The following is a 20,365-nucleotide window of genomic DNA, read 5'->3' as shown; positions in this document are numbered from 1 at the left end:
CACGTCGCGTGCACGCAGCGCAATAGGCGAGGCTTGCCCTGTGGAACCGCTGAACTGCGACAATTGCCCCCATGAGCCGTTCTTTCCGCATCGCCCCCTCCATCCTCTCCGCCGACTTCGCCCGCCTGGGTGAAGAGGTGCGCAATGTCATCGCCGCTGGCGCGGACTGGATTCACTTCGACGTGATGGACAACCATTACGTGCCCAACCTGACCTTCGGCCCCATGGTCTGCCAGGCACTCAAGCCGCATGCCCGGACCGCCGCCGGCGTGCCCGTTCCGGTGGACGTGCACCTGATGATCGAGCCCGTGGATGCGTTGGCCGCCGCGTTCGCCGACGCCGGGGCCGACTACATCAGCTTCCATCCGGACGCTTCGGCCCATGTGCACCGCAGCATCCAGGCCATCCGCGCCAAGGGCGTGAAGCCCGGCCTGGTGTTCAACCCGGCCGCACCGCTGGATGTGCTCGACTGGGTGATCGACGACATCGATCTGATCCTCATCATGAGCGTGAACCCAGGGTTTGGTGGCCAGAGCTTCATCGACTCGGCGCTGCGCAAGATCGAGGAGGTGCGCCGCCGCATCGATGCCACGGGCAAGGACATCCGCCTCGAGGTGGACGGCGGCATCAAGACGGACAACATCCGCCGTGTGGCGGATGCGGGCGCCGATACGTTCGTGGCGGGCAGCGCCATCTTCGGCAAGCCAGACTACCAGGGCGTGATCGACGCCATGCGCGTGCAGCTGGCCTGACGTCCACGGCGGCTGGCCAGGCCGCGCCGCTGCGGCCTGCCGCGGCACGATTACCAATACGGGGCTGCCACTGCCTATTGCGGCACGACGGTGGTCGTGGTGGATTCACGCAGCACCCCGCCACCGGGCACCGAGCCGCTGGCCGGGCTGTTCTGGATGCGGCGCACGCATTCCGTCTGCTCCGCCGCCGTCGGGAACGCCGCGCAGCGCTGCGTGGCGTTGTCCGTGGCGGCGGCGCCCGGGTTGCTCAGCTGCCCCTTGCGGGACGCGTCCAGCGCGTTGTTCGCCTCGCGCAGGCAGGTCGCGAGGCTGTCCTGGGTGTTGTTGGTCATGCACTTCTCGCGCTCCTGCTCGTAGCGCGCACGGGCATCCGGGGGCGGCGTCTGGGCGAGGGCGCCTGCGCAGGCTGCGAACAGGGTCGCCGTGAGGACGGGGGCAAAAAAAGCGGTGCGGGTCATGTAAGGGCTCCTGGCAATCTCGGTAATCACAAACGGGCTGGCTTCAGCGTAGCCCCGGGCGCCTTGCGACCCTGTCAGACACCGCCTCCCGCCTCCGTGCGCCCTCGCGCCTTCCTTCTTTCATGGAGCATGCTGCCGCTTCGTTCGTGCGGAGCGTTCACGTGTCCGCGCGAATGCCTTGGCGCGCCCGGCGGATGGGCACGGCGCCAAACAAAAAAAAGGCCGACTTCATGTCAGCCTTTTTGGCCTGGGACACCGTGGCTCAACGTGCGTTCTCTTGGTACCAGAAGCGGCGCTTGCGAGGAATGCCCAAGGTGGCCGTGGATTTCCCTGCTTCAATCCCTGATTCCTTGGGATTCGGTGCCCCGATCACGAATTCCTTCTGCTTGGTCACTTCCGACGTTGTGCCATCTGCGTTGGTCTGGGTGTAGGTGATGGTCACGAATCCCGCCACGGGGCTGGGGGGCAGGCCGCCGCCATTGAGCTTCTGGCTTGCCGGAGCTCGGCAAAAGAGCGGCGCAGCGTAGGTGCGTGCCTCTCCCAGGTTGGCTGAGCATGTATTGCCCGGCGGTGTCGGCTTGTTGGTGCCGAAGTAAGTCTGGCCACGGAAGGTCGTCGCCGCATTCACCACCTTTTCGCCCGCCGTCATGGGAAAGTAGCAGCCATTGGTCATGTTGTCGGTGGTGCTGCCGGACAAACCGAGAGAGCCCGGCAAGATCGGGGTGAAGGATGTCGCCGTACCCTTGGCGGTCCGGTCATCAAACACGGTGAAAAAGCGGTCGGTGCCGGCTGTTGTGCCCTTCAAGGGCTTTTCCCGGTCGCCAGATCCCACTTGCACAGCGGTAAATGTTTTTGTCGGTACCACGTCAGGCGCGTAGAAGAACTTTCGGGTGTCCGTTCCTGCCAGCGCCGCCAGCTTGTAGATGCCCCAATCCGAGACGGCCGAGGAGGAGGGGGTCTCCAGATCGATGCGGTAGATGTTGCCACCGGTGTCCACCGCGTAGGCGCGGTCGGTGTAGCCGTCATAGTCTGAGTCGACAAGGGTGACGTCCGCGGGGACGCTGCGCGCGGTGTCAAACCTCTTGAGAACCGATCCCGTGAATGCGTCGAGCACGTAGACCGCATTGCCCATCGTGGTGCTACCAGGTGTGGCCGCGTCTTCCGCAGCGGCATCGTAGCCCCCGCCCATCACCAGCACGGGGTCGGCATGCCCCTTGATCTTTGCCACTCTGGGTTCGGACCACGTCTGCCCCAGCACGCTCAAGCGAGAGTCCGTGTCGGTATTGGATTTTCTCCAGAGGAACTTCGGTTGTGTTGGGTCCGTGACGTCCAGCGCATAGATGAAGCGTCCGCCACGACGCATGCCCACATACAGGTACACCTTGGCATTGGAGCCGTCCGCGTTCACTTTTTGATAGACGCTGATCGGCCCATCAACGAAGTAGTCGCGGGGCTGGGGCTTGCTGGCGGAGGTCTCGTCAATCACGAGCGTCGTGGACAAGCGGATATCCGGCGTGTTGTCGTGCAGCCGTTGGAGCTTGCCGAAATGCTCTTGCGGGATGAATCCCCAGAGTTCCGCGCCTGCATCATTGCCGCTCTGGTTGCCGTTGATGGCTCGCAGCATGCCGTCGTTCGAGCCATAGAACACCACGACACCCGTATTCCCTCCATAGTTCACAACGGCTGGACGTGAATGCAGGATATCGCCGTGCACGCTCGGTCGGATCGTCGTTGCCGGCGTGGTGGTGGGGCCCACTTCCGCCGCGTTGTTGGTGCCACGCACCCAGTTGATGGTGCTGGTGTCCAGTGTGGAAGTGAGTGACGAGTTGGAAGTGCTGAACCGGGCGGAAGTGCTGGTTGCAAGGTTGGTTCCTGTGGCACATCCGATACAGGTATACAGGTTCCGTGTAGCCTGGTTGGTGGCATAGGCGCTCCGGATCAGTTGTGCGACGCCGCCTTTTTCGACAACCTCTCCATCCGGTGAGTCCGATGCGCTGGGAGGCGTGCCCATGGGATCCTTGGCCCAGAAAGTGCTGGGTGATGTCCAGAAGGAAATCGCTGTGGGCGAGATGAAGCCGGACGCACCGCTGACCGCCGCCTTTCCATCCGCCCCCGCCAGGAAGAGGGTGTCCGTGGGCACGTCGTATCCGAACTGGTACTGCTTGAGGTTGCCGCGCCAGCGGGGACGAGAGTCAGGGTCAGGTCGGAACATGCCCATGAACACCTGGTTCTGGTAGGTGCCTCGGGCATTCACGCTGACGGGCAGGCTGGCGGACGAAAACACGCTGTCACTCGCCTGGAGCTGGTTGAATATGGATACCAGCTTCTCAGCGATATCAGTACCCGCGGAGCTGACGGCGAAGTATTCCCCACCGCTGTTGACCGCCATGCTTCCAAGCAAGGCGCTCCATCCCGGGCCCTGGCCGGTCGTGACACGGTCCACATCCATGGTGTAGGTTGTGATGTTGCTGGGCGACTTCTTCATGAAGCGCGCCCACTCATCGGCAAAATTGCTTTGTGAACCGTTCGGCGACAGGTCCGTGATATCGGCTGGACGGGCAAGGCCGGCTGCTGCGTAGGCTGCAGACAGGCGGGTGGATGCATCGGTGTTGTCGCTGTTGTTGTCTTGCGCTGCGCCGTTGCTGATGTAGATGATGTAGTTGCGCGCGCAGGCGTCAACGAGCGGGCTGCGATAGGGGGATCCCGCGAAAGACGGCAGGGCATTGTTGGGCTGTGCGTAGATGGCATTGGAAAATGCCGTGCCTGAAGCATTGCCTGCGTAGTCCGCCTTGACCTTGTTGTTCCCAGAGTTGGGCGCAGCACCCGTGAAGTAGTAGTAGGCCTCGGCCATCGTCTTGCCGGCCTTCCCGCCATTGGATTTGTCCCCCAGCTTGTCCAGGCTGCCGAGCATGTTGGTGAACGTGGTCTTGTAGGCAGCGTCCAATGGCCTGATGGCCGCGCGCAGATAGCCGCCATCGACGTTGTTGTTGGGGTTGCCGGTTTCCGTGAACAGCATCAGGCCTACGCGAAACTTGCCAGCCGGCAAGGCATTGATGGTGCTCACCATGGCGGCAATTTCGTTGGTAAACGCATTGTTCCAGTTGGCCGTGTTGTCCAGCAGGATGAGTACGTTGGGGGGATCCGAGGTGGATGTGCCGCTGTAGATATCGATGTCGCTGGTGTACTGAGCGAGGCAGGGCAGGGTGGCTGCCAGCCCCATCGCCAGGACGGTCCACCGGCGCAGTTGACGGGTTGTGAAGCCTTGCATGGTGAAACTCCTGTGGCTACTTGCAGAAACTGGATACTTCGTTGCCGAAGACCACGACGGCGACGCCCTGGTTGACGGCGACCTTGGTTTGAGTCTGTGGATCGCTGACTTGCGCCCTGACATTCCACTCGCTGTTGGCGCAGCTTTCAGGGTCTGCGCCGGCGATCGGTGTTTCCAGGTCCACGAACGTTCCCCCCTGCTTGGGAGCGGCACGGCAGGGCGCGTAGACATCGATGGTGGTTGGCGTCTTCGGCGCCGGGGGAAGGTCGCCGGCAAGGATGGGTTTGGCGCGCGTGCACTGGGGTCTTGGCGAAAGCACCGCGGAGTAGTCCGTTGTCCCGTTGCCATCCATGTCGACCAGAACCGGCGAGGCAGCCACCCCGTCGGGGTTGGTATGGAAGGTGGACGCGCTGATGGTTTTCTCCACCGCCAGCTGTGCCGCGGAAAGCCCTTCCTGGCGCGCCTGCGTATTGCCGATGATGCGCAAATTTCCGGACGAACTGTTGAACGCGCTGATGGCAAACAGGCTCATCAGCACCAGGAAGATCAGGGCGACCACCAAGGTGGCGCCACGCTGGGTGGTATGGGTGTTCATGGTGATGACGCTGGCGTGGCGGGGGGAGAAACCTCGCGCAGACCTGCCACGTTGGTAAGGCGCACCGTGGTGGTGTACACGCGGCGCTTGAAGCCGCTGCCGTCTCCGGAGATGCTGGAGGGGCCCATGACATAGGTCTTGCCGCTGTCGCTGTAGCCCGGAGACTTTTCCGTGGTCCTGGAGAGCAGATGAAGACGCACGGCAACGACGTTGGCCCAGTCGTTGTCGCGGGCGCCCACGACCCCGCTCAGCCCGGGGCGAAACACATCAGGGCCGCCTTTGCTGGCGTCGGTTGCGGGGTCCGCATCGGCGGGATCGGTGGTGTCGAAACCATACTCGAGGACGAGATTCTCGATCCCCTCGGCCAGCGGCACGGTCACCATCTGGGTCCCACGCAGCTCCGCCATCTTGAGTGTGGGCGTCGTGTCGCTACCGCACTCGTTGCAGTCGGCGATGTAGTAGATGCGGGAAACGTATTGCCGGACCGGGTTGATGCCATTGCACTGCAAGTTCCTGAGGGTGAAATCCCCCGAGGTTGCGGACACGAGGAAGGGGTCGGCCACAGGATCGGTGACACATCGGGATGTCTGCACGTAGGGCGCATTGGCAACCTTGGCTGCATGCGCCACGAGATCCGCCCCCAGCCGATGGATTGCAAACGCGATGGTTCCAGCCTTGTGGTTTGTGATGCATGTCGCCGGCAAGGCTTGAGCCTGTGCCGCTGTCAGGCCCATGAGGGGCAGCGGTACCTTGGAGTCTGATGGAACGGTTTTGTCCCAGCCCAGGTCGGGCAGCGCAGTCGCGCAGACGTCGGGGGTGGTATAGCCCAGGAAGTCCGCCGGCACCTCGCCGTAGAAGCCCGCAAGGGCGAGATCGTCGTGCAGCAGCTCCTCCGCATAGCGGCCGTTTTCAATCTGCCGGATGCTTTTTTCGAGTTCGTTCCCCGACTGGCTGCTGTTGGCAAACAGCAGAGCCAGCCCCGCGACCAGCACCAGGCCGATGGCAAGGCCCACCATCAGCTCCACGAGCGAAAATCCGCGCTGGCGCTGGCGCAGGCGTGCAGACGGCGTGTGCGAGGCTGCGAATGTAGGTTTCATGGGCGGTTCAGGGTGCGGGATCCGTGAGCTGGGCCACCTGCATCACGACGGAAACGACGCGGCGGGTGTCCTCGCTGCTGTACGCGTTCTGGCCACAGGCGTTTGCGGGAGCCCCGCTGGGCTGCAGGCCTTGCCATGCCACGGAGATCAAGTACTGGTTGGTTGCCGGATTGGTGATGCAGCCGCGTGCGTTCAGCATGGCGCCCACCTTGGTGCCGCCCTGCACCTCCCCTGCCCCTTGGATGGTCGTGGCCCATTCACACATATCCCGCTGCGCGGTCGTGAGGGCCGCATTGGTGCAATCGCCTGGCGCCGCCGTGCCGATGCTGCTGCCTACATAGGCCACCGCATCACCACGGTTCAATTTCATGCGCTCGGCCATGTCATTGACCAGGATGAGTGCCTGTGATCGCTGATATCCCTCGAGATTGGCCACGGTGGTGCGGGCCTGCAGGCCAACAAAACCCAGTACGCCAAATGCAACGATCAGCATGGCAATCAGCGCCTCGATCAACGCGACACCTTGCTGGGGAGAGGAAGAGGACTTCATGGCGGGCAAGCGGTGGTGGCGCTCTTGGGGCGACCCGAGGGATCGAGTGAAATGCAGCGGCTGCGATTGGCATCGCTGTTCATCAGGGCGAAACGGGCCACGGTGGTGGAACTGGAGACGCGACCGTTGCGATCGAATGTGACAAGCGCTGGTCCGGTGAAAGTCACGCCGTTGCCGACGGGGTTTTTGCGGCTCACGACCTCTGTGCCCACCATCACGCTCCAGCCGGACTCCCAGTGGGAGGCATCGCCTGAAGTGGGGCGAAGCGTGACCGGGGTGGCAAGCTGGCCGCGCTTGAGGGCTTCGTTGCGGGCCAGTGTCAGGTCCGCCATGAGGTCGAAGGCCGCGGCACGCATGCGCTGCATTTCCAGCAAGTTGCGAAAGGAAGGGGCCGCCAAGGACACCACCACCGCCAGCAGGGCTACGGTGACCATCAGCTCAATGAGCGTGAACCCGGCGGCCGGGCGGTGTCTGAGGGTATGCATGGCGCGTCTTCCCCTACCAGCAGCCCGTCTGGGCGTTTCCGTTTTTCACGGCGGTCTTTGCTCCCGTGTGGTCCACGCCCAGGGTGCCGCACTTGTCGTTCAATTGGCTGCCCTGGGGTGTCGCTGTGGCGGTGAAGGAAGGAGGGGTGCTGGCCGGTGCACTGACAGTGATGGTGTAGTTGGCGGTGACCTGAGGAGGAACCGCGACATTCAGGGCGGCCGCCGTCGCCGCGTAACTGCGCGTGTCCAGGAGCATTTGTTGCTGCCGGGTGCCGATGTTCATGAGTACCGATTGCGCTTCTGCACGGCGTGATTTGCGCACGTGCTCCTGGTAAGAGGGATAGGCGACGGCAGCCAGGATGCTGATCACAGCCACTGTGATCATCAGCTCTATCAGGGTAAACCCCTTGTTCCGATCCATGTCGGTTCTCCTCTGCCAAGCTGCGGTGTTGCGATGAAATGTGAAATTATCACATTCATTCTATTGCAAAATGTTGCACGGAGGTGGGCTGGAGGCGGTGTCGTGGTCGATGGAGCGACAGCAGACAACCGCGTTGGAAGGTGAGTCCGTGGCGCCTTGGGCAGCATGGCAAATGCCGCGAAATTCGCGGAAAATCGCGGGTTATTCCGAACATTCATGCAAGATCGAATTTCCTGGACCCAAGCCGCCCTGGCACGCATCCTGCGGCCAGCGGTGCGTCTGGCCCTGGCGATGGGTCTGAAGCATCCGCAGCTCGAAGAGGTGCTGCGCGACCTCTTGGTCGACGAGGCCAGGACTCTATGGCTCGCGAAGGATGGGGCGAAACCCAATCTCAGCCAGTTGGCCACCACGACCGGGCTCAATCGCAAGGACGTGACAGCCCGGGTGCGCGACACGCGCTCCGTGTTGCCTGCCACCGAGGGTTCTGCGGCGGCGAAGGCCTACACGGCCTGGCTCCAGGTGGTCTCGGAAGATGAATCGCAGCGCACATTGCCCTTGGCGGATTCTGGGAAGGGCCATTCCTTCGAACTGCTGTCCCGGTTCGCGACCCGTGGCAATGTCCACCACCGCACCGTGCTGGAAGAGTTGCTGAGGCTGAACCTGGTCGCTCTGTCGGACGGTGAGGTCCACTTGCTGGGGGACAGCTTTTTGCCCACCGCCAGCGTGCGCGACATGCTCGCCTTCCTGGGAGACAACGTGCGAGACCATCTGCAGGCCGCGGTATCCAACACGCTGGGCCAGCAGCCCCGCATGCTGGAGCGCGCGGTCTATGCCTCCGGCTTGACACTGGAGGACTGCGAGCGCATACATCAGGTCGCACGCCAGCACTGGGAGGCGACCCACCATCTGCTCGTGCGGGAGATGACAGACGCCGTGGAACAGAGCGACGGGCAGGGGGCGGGGCGCATGCGTGTCGGGATCTACGCCTACTACGAGGACGAACGGGATCGGCCCCACGGCATCGAGGCGCCCGTGGTGCCTCTCCAAGGGGCCGGCCAGCCGAGAGCATCTGATCCGTTGAAAGAATAACAGTGAGATATCCCATGAATGTGTTGATTCGGTCAGTCTTGCTGACTCTGTGGCTCGCCTTGGCAGCTTGTGGCGGTGGGTCGCAGGAGGGCACTGCGCCCGCAGGAGTGGGAGGCGGTGGAGTCTCGGGCCCAGGCACTGATGCCGGCACAGGTTCGGGTTCGGGCACTGATGCCGGCACAGGCACAGGCACAGGCACAGGCACAGGTTCGGGTTCGGGTTCGGGTTCGGGTTCGGGTTCGGGTTCGGGTTCGGGTTCGGGTTCGGGTTCGGGCACTGATGCCGGCACGGGCACAGGCACAGGCACAGGCACAGGCACAGGCACAGGCACAGGCACAGGCACAGGCACAGGCACAGGCACAGGCACAGGCACAGGCACAGGCACAGGCACAGGCACAGGCACGGGCACGGGCACAGGCACGGGCACGGGCACAGGCGATGGGGTGGGAGATGGTGTTGCTGCCGCCCCAGGGGACGCGGGCGGCGTGGGCTCCGGAGGCACGGGGGTGACGGCTTCCGCCGTGGGCATCGGCGTTGCGGACGGTTTTGGCAGCGTGATTGTCAATGGCGTGCGATTTGCCACCGACACTGCGCAGATCACGACAGAGGATTCGGACGCGTTGCGCCTGGGGATGACCGCGTTGATCAGCGGCTCCATCCGGCCAGACCTGGCCACGGGGGTCGCGACCAGCGTGCTTTCGGTCCCCGAGTTCCGGGGGCCGGTCACGGCACTGAACGTGGCCGCAGGCGAATTCGAAATCTGGGGGAACCGGATTGCGGTGGATGCGACCACGGTGTACGACGGCCTGGCGGGGCTGTCCTCGATGGCTGTGGGCACCACCTTGCAGATCTATGCGCTGCCGGTGGGGGATGGCCGGTGGCGTGCGAGCCGGGTCGAACGCAAGGACCCGGGCATGCCGTTGATCATGGCGGGTGCCATTGAACAGCTTGATGGTGCTTCCAGGACCTTCCGGCTGGGCGGCCATCTGGTGAGCTACGCGGCCGCGTCTTTCAAGGGCACGTTGCTCGGCACTTCATTGGCCAATGGCATGGTGGTGTACGTGCGGGCCATGGCGCCGCCCGTTGATGGCGTGCTGAACGCTCAACAGATCCGGCGAGGCCACACCTTGCCCACGGCGGGGAGCTTCGCGGCCAACCTGCTGGGCATCGTGTCGAACTTCAGTCATCTGAATGCCGAGTTCTCGCTGTACGGAACGCGGGTGAATGCCGCGTCCGCGCTCATCACGGGCGGGCCCGCCACGGCCATTGGAAATGGCGTCAAGCTCGAAGTCGCCGGAACGATGTCCGGCGGTGTGCTGGTGGCCCAGCGGGCGCGCATTCGCCATGTGCCGGGGACGGGCGGGCCTGCCACCTTTGAGCTGATCGGTGCCATTGGGCAGTATCGGTCCATCCATGACTTCCGTGTGAACGGACAGCCCGTGAATGCCTCCGGTGAGGGCGTGGTGTTCGCCAACGGGACGGCGAAGGGTTTGCGCAATGGCGTTCGCGTGACGGTGCGAGGCCGCCAGGTGGTTTCCGGGGTACTTCAGGCCACCGAAGTTCAATTCGAGTGATGCCCTGGGAGCACCCGGACCGGGTGCTGCGCAGGCATCTCGCAACGCGCTGTGGCGCAGCCGCGGGAACCTGATGCGCGGTGGCCGGTGCAACCCCGCTGCCCCCCGTTGCGCGTGGGGCGAAGGCGTCAGCCCAGGCGCTGAAAGGTCAGGACGAAGGCCACGCCATCGGTCGTATTGCGCGCGTTGACGGTGCCGCCCATCTTGGCCATGTAGGTCTTGGCCACGAACAGGCCCTGGCCCCGGTGCCCGGTCTCGCCCTCGGGCATGGGCAGGCTGGGGTCGGAGACGCCCAGCTCGAAAATGCGCCCCAGCAGATCCTCGTCGATGGTGGCGCCCTGGTTGTGCAGCGTGGCGCTGGCGGTGGATTCGGAGGCCACCAGCGTCAGCGTGATCGCCGTGCCCGCCGGGCGGTAGCGGTCGGCGTTGCGCAGGATGTGGGTCACCACGTCCTCCAGCGCAAACTCGTCCGCACGCACGATGACAGGCCCCGCGCCGCCTTCATAGACCACCTGGTCGATGCCGGCAAAGTGCGCGTTGCCGGCCACATGGCGCAGGAAGGCGTCCAGGTCCAGCCGCCCCTGCGGCACGTCCGCCGCCTGCAAGGCCTCCGCCGGGGATGCAGTGCCATAGAGCACGTGCACCGCCTGCTGCATGCGCTGGATGTAGCGGTGGCCCGGGTCGCTTGCGCCGCCGTGCAGCACCATGAGCGATTGCAAGGGGGACATGATCTCGTGCCCCACGGCATGCCACATGTCGCGCTCCTGCTGGGCGCGCAACTGTTCGCGCTGGATGTCGTCCTTCACGCGCTGCAGAAGGTCGGCCAGGCCTCCGGCCAGAATGCCCAGTTCGTCCGACCCACGCAGGTCCGATACGTCGAGGTCGCCCAGGCGCGGGCCGATGTGCCCCTCCTGCACGTTGTACGAAACCGCTGCCGCGCGGCGGGTGAGGGCGGTCACGCGGCGGATGAGGCCCACTTCCACCACCAGCCAGGCCAGCGCGATGGCCGCGAGCATCGCGCCCAGGTACCACGACACCCGGGTGGCCACGGCCGCAAGCCCCTGCTCCACGCCGCGCAGGTTGCCGGTGAAGGTCACGGCATAGTTGCCCGCCGGAGTGTCCAGAATGTCGAGGCCCGCCGGTACGGGCTGCGTCCTGTTGTCGCCAGCGGCCTGCCACTCCAGCGGCAGCCAGCTGATGAGGCGCAGCAGCCAGGGCGCCGACGGATCTGCCTGCACCTCGGAGCCCTTGAGCGTGATCGCTTCGCTGTCGCTCGTGCCCAGCTTGCGGATCTGTACCTGTTCGCCAGGCAGCAGGGTGCGCGCCACGTCCGCCAGCGATGCGGCGGCCTGGGCTCCGGGGGCGTTGCTGTCGAACAGGGGCGCAGCCGCACCGGGCGCCAGCATTTCCACGCGCACGCGCATGCTGCCCAGATCCTGTGGCGGCCAGACCAGGCGCTGCTTGTCAAACAGCGCTTCGCGGAACAGCTCCACGGGAAGGCGGATGGAGTAGAAGGTGCGGCGCAGGCAATCGGGCGCGGCGCCCGCGAGGTCCCGGCACTGGCCGTTCTGCCAGAGCCAGCCGCGAAAATCCCGCACCGGCCGGGCGCGGGCGTCCAGGGATTCCTCGCCACCGTCCACGAAACCCGTCAGGCGGCCCCGGGTGCTGATCGTGCCCTGGGGGGGCAGTGCTTCAAAGGGCGCGACCCAGCGGGATGTGGCGCCGCGCATGTCCAGCGTGACGCGGGCGCGGTGCACCGCCTGCAGGTCCAGGGCACCACGTTCGCGCGGCACCAGCGCGCCCGCGTAGAAGCTGCCCACCAGATAGATGAAGCCCCCGGCATACGGGTTGTTGCCGATGGCCGCGCAGACCGACGCGCCGTCGGGGTACTGCACCGCGCAGCCCGCCATTTCCACGGCCTGCTGGGCCTTGTTCTGGTCGTCGAAGTCCAGCGCCGCATAGGGCAGCAGCAAGGGTGCGAGCGGTGCCGGGGCCGAACCCCGGCTGCCCGCGTTGAGCAGGGCCAGCTGCCCCGAGGGGTGGCGCAGGCGGGCCATGACCTCGGACTGGCTGCGCGCGAAGCCGTGCCGGTAGCTTTGCCAGCCACGCTCCTTTTCTTCCTTGAGCAGCACCACGCTCAGCGCGACGGTGGCCAGCGCCAGCAGCACAAACACACCGCGCACCAGAATCCGCAGCCGGAAGGCGGGCAGGCCCAGGCGGGGCATTTCCAGCTTGGGGATGTCGAGCGTGGGGCGCAGCAGGCGTTTCATTTCAGGTCCCCCTGCGTGAAAGCACTGCACACGGCGTCTGAACCCGGCGCGGCCCAGGCCAGGGCCGCCGTGCAAGGGCCGCCCCGCCGCACTGGCGGCGTCCCCCTTCCCGAATGGCGCAGCCGTTCGAGAGAAGGGGGAAGCGGCGAAGCCGCTCAGGGGGATGCCTCACTTGCCTACCCAGCGAAAGCCCCGCATGGGCACGTTTTCAATGCCTTCGAAGGCGGGGTCCACCTCGCGCAGGGCTTCGCGGATGGTGCTCACATGCTTGCGCACGTTGTCCCGGTTGCGCCCGCTCTTGACCACCTCGAACAGCTCGTCGTACGACACGACCTCGCCGCTGCGCTGGTGCAGCGTGGCCAGGATGCGCTGGGCCGTCAGCGGCAGGTTGATGCGCTCGCCGCGCCAGGTGGGGGTGCGCTGCCACAGCGGGTCCAGCACCAGCGCATCCGGCGCCGGCGCGGACAAGGACGTGGCGGCGTTCGCCGGGGCCTGCGTGGTGCGCAGGATGTCGAGGAAGGTCTCGATGAAGTCGGCCTCCTCGAACGTGGTCTTCTGCAGGTAGTCCCACGCGTCCAGCGCCTTCATGATGCTGCGGTAGATGGCGGCGGGCATGGCCGACACCACCAGTACCGGCGTGCCCTGGCGGCGCTTGTTGATGGCGTTGATGAGCGCCACGCCCGCATGGCGCTCGCGGCCCAGTTCGATGTCGAGCACCACGGCGTCGTAGTGCTCGCGCGCCAGGGCGGCTTCGGCGTCGTCGCGCGTGAACCACTGGTCGATCACGATGCCGTTTTTCGCACTGGCAATCCAGCCCGCCAGCTGGTTGCTGGTGGGCAGGTCGTCTTCGATCACGGCGATGCGGGTCATGGTGGGGCGCGGAGTGGGTGGGTGTGCGTGGATTATCCGGGGCGCCTGACTTGCCCGGTGTGAAGGTTTCTTCCGGGCCCGGAGGGTTTGCGCGGCGGGCGTGAGGGCTTTGGGGGCTGCGCTGCATTGTTGCTTCCGGGGTGAATCCGAAGAATCAGTCCCCAATGAGCAGCCAGGTTGGGCCGCTCAGAGGCAGACAACAAATTCACCACCCAAGAGAGAGAAACGCCATGAAAACCGCCTGGAACCGCATCGTGCAAGCCCTGCGTGGCCGCAACGCCGCCGCCCACCCGCTGGACGCCCGTGCCGAAGGGCCGCAAGCTGCGGCACCTGTGGAAGCCGACGTCCCCACGCCAGCATCCGCGGCCGAAGGGCGCATCCACTGGGCCTACCTGCTGCCCACGGCCAGCACGGCGCGCTGGATGGCGGCCGCAGCCGTGATGGTGGCCGCCGGTGCCCTGGTGGTGCGCCACCCACCGGTGCAGCAACTGGGCCAGGGCGAGCTGGCGGTCCGCATGAACCAGTTCACCGGTTCGGTGAGCCAGTGGCGCGATGGCAGCATGTGGGTGGTGCCGGGCCTGCACAGTGTGCGCATCTTCTCCTTGCGGGACCAGAGCTATCGCCCTGAAGCCATGCGCCTTGCCAACGGCAGCGCACCCCTGCAATCCGTGGAAGGCCTGTCGTTCGGGCTCGACCTGAGCGTGCGCTACGCGCTCGATCCCGCCTCCGACGCCGTCCGGGCCGGCCGCCTGCCCGATGACGTGGATGCCGACATCGTGGCGCCTGCCGTGCAGGGCTTGGTCTACAGGGTGTTTGCCCGCTACACGGTGCGCGAGATTTTCTCGTCCAAGCGCGCCGAAATCGCGCAGGCCATTGAAGCCGAACTGCGCACCCGCCTGGCCGCCGAAGGCGTGCTGCTGCGCCATGTGCAGATCGGCAAGGTGGACCTGCCCGCCGAATACCGCCGTGGCATGGACAGCCTGCTGGCCGAGGAGCTGGCGTCCGAGAAGATGCGCTACACGCTGGAGCTCAAGGACAAGCGCGTGAAGGAGACCGAGCTCGACGCCAGCGCCGACAAGGTGCGCCGCGAGGTGGCCGCCGAAGCCGCCGCCCGCGAGCAGGTGATCGCCGCCCGCGCCCAGGAAGAGGCCATGAAGCACGTGCTGCCCTTCAAGCAGCGCCAGATCGAGCAGCGCCAGCTGGAGGCCGAGGCCGAGAAGGTCTCGCGCATCAAGGCCGCGGAGGGCAGCGCGCAGGCGCGCCGCATCGAAGCCAACGGCGAGGCCGATGCGCGCCAGAAGCTGGCCGAGGCCGAGGCCTACCGCATGGACCGCATCGGCAAGGTCAACGCCGAGCAGATGGCGCGCGAAGGCGCCCTGGTCACGCGCCACCCGTTGCTGATCCAGAAGACGCTGGCCGACAAGCTGTCGGACAAGATCCAGGTCATCATCGCGCCCCCGCCGACCAATGGCGATTTCATCGGTGCCGCGCTGCTGGGCGGCAACCGCAATGCCCAGGCCGTGGCCGCGCAGGCTGCCGCCGGTGCCGACGACACCGCCACGACCCCCGCCACGGAGCAATGAACATGGACCGCACCACCCTCACGCTCGTCGCAGTCATCGCCTCTGCCGCCGCGATGCTCGCCACCGCCGCAGTGCCCCCCGCGCCCGCCAGCGCATTCGGCAGCGCCATCGTCGTGCAGGACCAGGCCAGCCTGCGCGCCGCCCCCCGCGACTCGGCCCAGCAGCAGTCCGCCCTGTGGCAGGGCGAGGTGCTCGAAGTGCGCGGCGAGCGCCTCGACTACCTGCAGGTCTGGGACCACAAGCGCGAACGCGGCGGCTTCATCCGCGCCAGCGACGTGCGCCGCGTGGCGCTCGATGAGGCCCAGGGCCCGGCCCTGCTGTCGGTGCTGCGCTTCGTGCGCGACAGCCCGGGCGCCGAGGCGCTGGGCATCGGCATCACGGCCGCCTACCTGCAGGCCGCGCCCGCCAGTGCGCTGGCCGGTGAGCAAGGTGCCCAGGCCTTCGACGCGCTGGGCACGCTGGCCGACCGGCTGGCGCGCCGCGCCTCGGCCGCCGTGCCGGGCAAGGCCTCGGGCGCCACGCTGTCGGCCCACCTGGACGTGGCCAACGGCTACGGCGTGCGCTTCTCGACCTACGAGGTCGAAGGCCGCATGCAGGTCTGCTACGACGGCGAGGCCTTTCGCCGCGTGCTGGCCATGCCCGTGGCCGATGCCGAGCAGCGCGCCCGCGCGGCCTTGGCCCTGACGCGGCCCGAATGCGTGAACCCCGACCTGCCGCCGCACGAGCGTGCCCGCATGCAGGAATGGCAGTCCGATGTGCTCGAACGCGTGGACGTGGCCGGCCTGCCCTCCTATGTGCGCAACCGCATCCAGGTGCGCCGTGCCAGCGTGTGGAGTGCCCTGGCCTTCCAGCAGGCGCGCAAGGATGCCGTCGGCCCGGCCGTGGCCGCTGCTGCGGCCCGCGCCCTGGCCGAGTTCTCCGGTGTGAGCAGGAACGACCTGCCCGACGAGGACCAGCCGGCCTACAACGACGCCGCCATGCGCGTGGGCGCCGTGCGCTGGGCCCTGGTGCCCGCCAGCCTGCCGGTGGCCCAGGGCAGCCGCCCGGGCATCGTGACCGAGCCCGGTGCGCCCGGCGAGACCTGCGTGCTGCTGGTCGATGCCCACAGGGGCGTGAAGACCCCGCTGCTGCGCCGCTGCACCTATGGCGTGGTCTGGGCTGCCTCGGCCAGCGTGAACCGCGAGGGCACGGCCGTGGCCCTGGCCGTGCAGCCGCTGGAAGGCTGGCGCGAGCTGTGGGTGATGCGCAAGACCGCCGAGGGCTGGCTGGTCGACGTGCTGCCCCCCGCCGCCACGGCGCCCGAAACCGGCGTGGCCGAGTGGGCTGGCTGGGTGCCCGGCGGCCAGCAGATGCTGGTGGCGCGCGAGGCCCGGGGCCAGGGCCGCTACCGCAAGAGCTTCGAGATCGTGCGCCTGGAAGGCCTGGCCACCGAGCGCGTGACGGGTGACGTGGCCGCGCTGCCCCTGTTCCAGCGCTGGCAGGACCCGGCCTGGAAGCGCCAGACACTGAGCTTGAGATGAGCACCCCTGAGTCGCTTCGCGCCTTCCCCCTCTCTCAGATTGCTTCGCAGTCTGGGCGGGAACGCTCCCAGCGCGGCGGGGCGGCCCTTGCGCGGGAGCACTGGTTTTGGCCGCGCCAGTTTCACGGGGCAATGGCCATGCATGGCGGTCGCGATGTGCGACGAAGATGGGCCCTTTAAAATCCAGGCAGGCCGGGCAAGATGCCCGGCCTTTCCTCGTCTGCACTGCAAGGTTTTTTCGCATGTCCACATCCTCGCCCCTGTCCGCCCTGTTGTCCCGCGTGGACGCCGCCATCGTGGACCTGGACGGCACCATGGTGGACACGCTCGGGGACTTTGCCGAGGCGCTCAACCGCATGCTGCGCGAACTGGCGCTGCCACCCATCGAGGCACCCTCCATCGAGCGCGTGGTGGGCAAAGGCTCGGAGCACCTGCTGCGGTCGGTGCTGGCCCATGTGCTGGCATCCGAGGGCCAGCCGGCCGATGCGGCGCAGGTCGAATCGCTGTACCCCGCGGCCTGGGCCAGCTACCAGAAGCACTACCTGGCCATCAACGGCCAGTATGCGCAGGTGTACCCCGGCGTGGTGGCCGGCCTGCAGGCGCTGCAGGCCGCGGGCCTGCGCCTGGCCTGCCTGACCAACAAGCCCCTGGATTTCGCCGTGCCCTTGCTGAAGGCCAAGGGGCTCGACGGCTACTTTTCGCAGGTGTTCGGTGGCGACAGCTTCGCGCGCAAGAAGCCCGATCCGCTGCCCCTCGTCAAGACCTGCGAGGCCCTGGGCACCGCGCCCGCGCGCACGCTGATGGTCGGCGATTCCAGCAACGATGCGCAGGCCGCGCGCGCCGCCGGCTGCCCCGTGGTGCTGGTGACCTACGGCTACAACCACGGCCAGCCCGCGCGGGCCGTGGATGCCGATGGTTTCGCGGATGCGCTGAGCGCGTTCGCGGGCTGATCAGGCCGCGATACGGCGCTGCGCGGCCGTTGGCAGCACCCGTGCGCTGCCGGCTGTACGGGCCGGTGGTGCCGTGGTGACGAGTGCCGCATGCGCTGGCGCGCCAGCGGCAGCGTCGCTGCCCAGCTGGAACACGGCCACGGCATCGACCAGCTGGCCTGCCTGGGTCTTGAGGCTGTCGGCCGCTGCGGCGCTTTGCTCCACCAGGGCCGCGTTCTGCTGCGTGGCCTGGTCCATCTGCGTGACCGCCTCGCCCACCTGCGACACGCCCTGGCTCTGCTCGCTGCTGGCCGCGCTGATCTCGCCCATGATGTCCGTCACGCGGCGAATGGCCCTGACCACCTCGGTCATCGTGGCGCCCGCCTTGTCCACCAGCGCGGTGCCCTGTTCCACGCGCTCCACGCTGGTACCGATCAGGGCCTTGATTTCCTTGGCGGCCTGCGCCGAGCGCCCGGCCAGGCTGCGCACCTCGCCGGCCACCACGGCGAAGCCCCGGCCCTGCTCGCCCGCGCGCGCCGCCTCCACCGCCGCGTTGAGCGCCAGGATGTTGGTCTGGAACGCGATGCCGTCGATCACGCTGATGATGTCGGCGATCTTGCGGCTGCTGTCGTTGATGCCCTTCATGGTGTCCACCACCTCGGCCACCACGTCGCCGCCCTGCTGGGCGACGGTGGAGGCGCTCATCGCCAGCTGGTTGGCCTGGCGCGCGTTGTCCGCGTTCTGGCGCACCGTGGAGCCCAGCTGTTCCATCGAGGCGGCCGTCTGCTGCAGCGCCGAGGCCTGCTGCTCGGTGCGGGCCGACAGGTCGTTGTTGCCCGAGGCGATTTCGGCACTGGCGGTGGCCACGCCTTCGGCGCTGTGGCGCACATTGCCCACGATGGTGGCCAGGCGCGATTGCATGGTGGACAGCGCCTGGAGCAGCTGGCCTGTCTCGTCGCCGCCATGGGCTTCGATGGCGTGCGTGAGGTCGCCGCTGGCAATGCTCTCCGCCGCCTGCTTGCCCCGCTGCACGGGCCGGACGATCGAGCGCGTGACCGTCCAGGCCAGCAGGGCCCCCAGCGCTACCGCCACCAGGGTGCCCACGCCCAGAAGTGCCTGGCTGGCCTTGGCAAGGGTACCGGTGTCGGCCTGGCTTTCAGCCAGTTGCGTGGCCATGGCCGTGCGCAGGTCGTCCAGTGACTTCAGGTATTTGTCGGCCAGCGGGCGAAGGTCCTTGTCCACCAGGGCGGGCACGTTCGGCTCGCCGCCCCGGTGCAGTTCGCGGATCTCGGCCTGCTTGTCGTTGTAGGCCGCGCGCGCCGTGGCAATGGCGGCCAGCAGTGCGCGGCCAGGCTCGCCCTGCACCAGCGCCTCGATGCGCTGGACCTTGGCATCCATGCCCTTGGCCGTGGCCTGGGTGTCCGCGGCGAGCTTGTCCATGTAGTCGCGGTCGATGGCCTTGAGGAATGCCTCCGTGCGGACCCAGTTCAGGCGGATGTCGGAGGCCCAGTCTTCCACCAGCATCTGTTGCTCGATCTCCTGCGTGGCGACACGCTCGCTGGCATTCTGCAGGCTGGCGATGCGCCATATGCCGGTGGCTGCGATGAGGGCGGTGATGAGCAGGATGGCCCCAAAGGAAGCGCCCAGGCGCAGGCCGACGGAAAGGTTGCTGAATTTCATGGTGATGGCGGGCGCAAAAAAGGTGTCTGGGGGCGGGGCTGGGGCTCTGGGGTGGCAAGGGCCGTGGCGCATGCGGGTGGCGCAGGGCGCCCGGGCCGGGCTGTGCGTGGCATCACATGGCGCGGGTGGCGCCGCAGGGGCATGCGGTGCAGGTTGCGTCGAAGGCCCGGAATTCCCTGGATCAAAGGTTACGCCCCGGTGCGGCCCGCCGCTGTCGGGCGGGTGACAGCCGCAGGCATGGTTTCATGGGGGTTTGCCCGTAGCGGTGGTGTCCCGGGACGCGCAACCGGCGCGGGTGGCTATGCGGGCTTGCCGAGCAAGGCATCCTTGAGCTTCCAGTCGGCCGGTGTGTTGCCCAGCCAGATGCCCAGCAGCGCGTTGAAGAACTCCGGCTCCTTGAAAGGCTCGCCCTGCGGCTTGCCCTTGACCGTGATCACCGTGCCGGTGCCGGGTATCCAGTCGATCATGAACTGGTCGCCTGCCTGCAGCTTCTTGTGGTCCGAGAAGATCTGGCTCATGCGCAGCACGCCGGGAATCAGCTTGGAGAACGCCGCGCGGTCCATGTTGTCCTCCATGCCGCGCGAGAAGAGCTTGCCCAGCTCGGTGGAGTCGATCTCGCGCAGCATGGTGATGCTCATGCGCTTGGGGCCCTTGAGCGTGGCAATGTCCTGCGGCGTATGGGCTTTCTTTTCGAGATACAGGCCGGCCGTGTAGACCTTGAAGACCGCCTTGTAGCGCACGCCTGCCCCATTGAGCTGCAGGCTGCTGCCGCTCAGGCTGGTGGTTTCTTCGTACTTGACGTCGGCCACGGTGATGGTCTGGGCAATGGCACCGGCCGTCAGCAGGCACAACGCTGCCGCTGCGGCGCATCGCTGGAGGAACTTCATGCGCAACTCCTAAAAAAGAACGGTCGTTCGTTTCAAATTGTTGCTGCACCTGCTTTTTGCCGCAACAGGGTTTTCGAGTGGTTGCGCGGCGCGGCGTTGCGGTGTGTCAAAGGCGGGGCGGCCGGGAACCTTTGCTACACTTTGGGCCATGTTCATTCACCACGTGTTCATCACAGGTTGCAGCGACCGGGGAGCCTGGCCCTGGCGTCAGCCTGTCTCCTTGAACGCCTGATGGCACCTGGGCAATTGCCCCAGCGTGCACCCGTGGCCCTACCGGGGCCGATTGAATGGACCGCAGCGCCCCCTTTTATTGCCCGGGGGACACGCGCTGCCACAGC

17 protein-coding genes are annotated in these 20,365 nt (G+C 66.7%); 6 read left to right on the top strand and 11 right to left on the bottom strand.

Annotation, left to right across the window (positions count from 1 at the left end; translation table 11 throughout):
- Nucleotides 1–71: 71 nt before the first annotated feature.
- Complete coding sequence (gene rpe, locus AC3RCE_RS23625) at nt 72–752, top strand: ribulose-phosphate 3-epimerase (protein ID WP_218341214.1); 681 nt, start codon at nt 72–74, stop codon at nt 750–752.
- Between the two features lie 74 nt (nt 753–826).
- Here the strand turns inward: rpe and AC3RCE_RS23620 are convergent, their stop codons facing one another.
- The 7 genes from AC3RCE_RS23620 to AC3RCE_RS23590 form a co-directional block, all read right to left on the bottom strand.
- Nucleotides 827–1,210, bottom strand: coding sequence for a hypothetical protein (locus tag AC3RCE_RS23620; protein WP_218341215.1), 384 nt, complete (start codon nt 1,208–1,210; stop codon nt 827–829).
- A gap of 262 nt (nt 1,211–1,472) precedes the next feature.
- Nucleotides 1,473–4,478 (bottom strand): pilus assembly protein, encoded by a 3,006-nt coding sequence (locus AC3RCE_RS23615; protein ID WP_369643594.1) that lies wholly within the window; start codon nt 4,476–4,478, stop codon nt 1,473–1,475.
- 16 nt (nt 4,479–4,494) lie between these two features.
- Complete coding sequence (locus AC3RCE_RS23610) at nt 4,495–5,073, bottom strand: pilus assembly PilX family protein (protein WP_218341217.1); 579 nt, start codon at nt 5,071–5,073, stop codon at nt 4,495–4,497.
- Nucleotides 5,070–6,170, bottom strand: coding sequence for a PilW family protein (locus AC3RCE_RS23605; RefSeq protein ID WP_492254082.1), 1,101 nt, complete (start codon nt 6,168–6,170; stop codon nt 5,070–5,072). The genes AC3RCE_RS23610 and AC3RCE_RS23605 overlap by 4 nt, the downstream gene beginning before the upstream one ends.
- A gap of 7 nt (nt 6,171–6,177) precedes the next feature.
- Entirely contained in the window at nt 6,178–6,720 is a 543-nt protein-coding gene (pilV, locus tag AC3RCE_RS23600) for a type IV pilus modification protein PilV (RefSeq protein WP_369643808.1), read from the bottom strand.
- A complete protein-coding gene (locus AC3RCE_RS23595) occupies nt 6,717–7,154 on the bottom strand; it encodes a GspH/FimT family pseudopilin (RefSeq protein WP_492254081.1) in 438 nt (145 codons plus the stop codon). The genes pilV and AC3RCE_RS23595 overlap by 4 nt, the downstream gene beginning before the upstream one ends.
- A 64-nt stretch (nt 7,155–7,218) precedes the next feature.
- Nucleotides 7,219–7,626, bottom strand: a complete 408-nt coding sequence (locus tag AC3RCE_RS23590; RefSeq protein ID WP_369643592.1) for a type IV pilin protein — start codon at nt 7,624–7,626, stop codon at nt 7,219–7,221.
- Between the two features lie 216 nt (nt 7,627–7,842).
- Here AC3RCE_RS23590 and AC3RCE_RS23585 point away from each other — a divergent pair, with 216 nt between their 5' ends.
- Both AC3RCE_RS23585 and AC3RCE_RS23580 read left to right on the top strand, forming a co-directional pair.
- Nucleotides 7,843–8,715, top strand: a complete 873-nt coding sequence (locus AC3RCE_RS23585) for a DUF6502 family protein (protein ID WP_492255431.1) — start codon at nt 7,843–7,845, stop codon at nt 8,713–8,715.
- Between the two features lie 506 nt (nt 8,716–9,221).
- A complete protein-coding gene (locus AC3RCE_RS23580; RefSeq protein WP_492254080.1) occupies nt 9,222–10,289 on the top strand; it encodes a DUF5666 domain-containing protein in 1,068 nt (355 codons plus the stop codon).
- A gap of 128 nt (nt 10,290–10,417) precedes the next feature.
- Here AC3RCE_RS23580 and AC3RCE_RS23575 read toward each other — a convergent pair whose 3' ends face one another.
- Nucleotides 10,418–12,559 (bottom strand): sensor histidine kinase, encoded by a 2,142-nt coding sequence (locus AC3RCE_RS23575; RefSeq protein WP_492245034.1) that lies wholly within the window; start codon nt 12,557–12,559, stop codon nt 10,418–10,420.
- 168 nt (nt 12,560–12,727) lie between these two features.
- Nucleotides 12,728–13,429 (bottom strand): response regulator transcription factor, encoded by a 702-nt coding sequence (locus AC3RCE_RS23570; RefSeq protein WP_218296786.1) that lies wholly within the window; start codon nt 13,427–13,429, stop codon nt 12,728–12,730.
- A gap of 422 nt (nt 13,430–13,851) precedes the next feature.
- Between AC3RCE_RS23570 and AC3RCE_RS23565 the strand changes: the two genes are divergently transcribed.
- The 3 genes from AC3RCE_RS23565 (at nt 13,852) to gph (ending at nt 17,481) form a co-directional block, all read left to right on the top strand.
- A complete protein-coding gene (locus tag AC3RCE_RS23565; RefSeq protein ID WP_492245121.1) occupies nt 13,852–15,012 on the top strand; it encodes an SPFH domain-containing protein in 1,161 nt (386 codons plus the stop codon).
- Nucleotides 15,013–15,065: 53 nt separating this feature from the next.
- A complete protein-coding gene (locus AC3RCE_RS23560; protein ID WP_492245122.1) occupies nt 15,066–16,532 on the top strand; it encodes a hypothetical protein in 1,467 nt (488 codons plus the stop codon).
- Nucleotides 16,533–16,773: 241 nt separating this feature from the next.
- The gene (gene gph / locus AC3RCE_RS23555; RefSeq protein WP_492245035.1) at nt 16,774–17,481 is read left to right on the top strand and encodes a phosphoglycolate phosphatase; all 708 of its coding nucleotides are present in this window, start codon (nt 16,774–16,776) and stop codon (nt 17,479–17,481) included.
- Here gph and AC3RCE_RS23550 read toward each other — a convergent pair whose 3' ends face one another.
- Together AC3RCE_RS23550 and AC3RCE_RS23545 are read right to left on the bottom strand one after the other, a co-directional pair.
- A complete protein-coding gene (locus tag AC3RCE_RS23550; protein WP_492245036.1) occupies nt 17,482–19,140 on the bottom strand; it encodes a methyl-accepting chemotaxis protein in 1,659 nt (552 codons plus the stop codon). It abuts the gene before it with no gap.
- A 299-nt stretch (nt 19,141–19,439) separates the two neighbouring features.
- Complete coding sequence (locus AC3RCE_RS23545) at nt 19,440–20,027, bottom strand: chalcone isomerase family protein (protein ID WP_492254079.1); 588 nt, start codon at nt 20,025–20,027, stop codon at nt 19,440–19,442.
- Nucleotides 20,028–20,365 lie beyond the last annotated feature (338 nt).

The organism is Acidovorax sp. GW823-FHT05D11 (assembly GCF_058795695.1).
This window is presented reverse-complemented; position numbering and strand designations above follow the sequence as displayed.

What these genes read in the sequence shown, in the direction of transcription:
- AC3RCE_RS23615 (WP_369643594.1), bottom strand. Translation starts at nt 4,478, where the DNA reads ATGCAAGGCTTCACAACCCGTCAACTGCGCCGGTGGACCGTCCTGGCG.
- AC3RCE_RS23610 (WP_218341217.1), bottom strand. Translation starts at nt 5,073, where the DNA reads ATGAACACCCATACCACCCAGCGTGGCGCCACCTTGGTGGTCGCCCTG.
- AC3RCE_RS23585 (WP_492255431.1), top strand. Translation starts at nt 7,843, where the DNA reads ATGCAAGATCGAATTTCCTGGACCCAAGCCGCCCTGGCACGCATCCTG.
- rpe (WP_218341214.1), top strand. Translation starts at nt 72, where the DNA reads ATGAGCCGTTCTTTCCGCATCGCCCCCTCCATCCTCTCCGCCGACTTC.
- AC3RCE_RS23560 (WP_492245122.1), top strand. Translation starts at nt 15,066, where the DNA reads ATGCTCGCCACCGCCGCAGTGCCCCCCGCGCCCGCCAGCGCATTCGGC.
- AC3RCE_RS23570 (WP_218296786.1), bottom strand. Translation starts at nt 13,429, where the DNA reads ATGACCCGCATCGCCGTGATCGAAGACGACCTGCCCACCAGCAACCAG.
- AC3RCE_RS23565 (WP_492245121.1), top strand. Translation starts at nt 13,852, where the DNA reads ATGGCGGCCGCAGCCGTGATGGTGGCCGCCGGTGCCCTGGTGGTGCGC.
- AC3RCE_RS23575 (WP_492245034.1), bottom strand. Translation starts at nt 12,559, where the DNA reads ATGAAACGCCTGCTGCGCCCCACGCTCGACATCCCCAAGCTGGAAATG.
- AC3RCE_RS23550 (WP_492245036.1), bottom strand. Translation starts at nt 19,140, where the DNA reads ATGAAATTCAGCAACCTTTCCGTCGGCCTGCGCCTGGGCGCTTCCTTT.
- pilV (WP_369643808.1), bottom strand. Translation starts at nt 6,720, where the DNA reads ATGAAGTCCTCTTCCTCTCCCCAGCAAGGTGTCGCGTTGATCGAGGCG.
- AC3RCE_RS23590 (WP_369643592.1), bottom strand. Translation starts at nt 7,626, where the DNA reads ATGGATCGGAACAAGGGGTTTACCCTGATAGAGCTGATGATCACAGTG.
- AC3RCE_RS23605 (WP_492254082.1), bottom strand. Translation starts at nt 6,170, where the DNA reads ATGAAACCTACATTCGCAGCCTCGCACACGCCGTCTGCACGCCTGCGC.
- AC3RCE_RS23595 (WP_492254081.1), bottom strand. Translation starts at nt 7,154, where the DNA reads ATGGTCACCGTAGCCCTGCTGGCGGTGGTGGTGTCCTTGGCGGCCCCT.
- AC3RCE_RS23545 (WP_492254079.1), bottom strand. Translation starts at nt 20,027, where the DNA reads ATGAAGTTCCTCCAGCGATGCGCCGCAGCGGCAGCGTTGTGCCTGCTG.
- AC3RCE_RS23620 (WP_218341215.1), bottom strand. Translation starts at nt 1,210, where the DNA reads ATGACCCGCACCGCTTTTTTTGCCCCCGTCCTCACGGCGACCCTGTTC.
- gph (WP_492245035.1), top strand. Translation starts at nt 16,774, where the DNA reads ATGTCCACATCCTCGCCCCTGTCCGCCCTGTTGTCCCGCGTGGACGCC.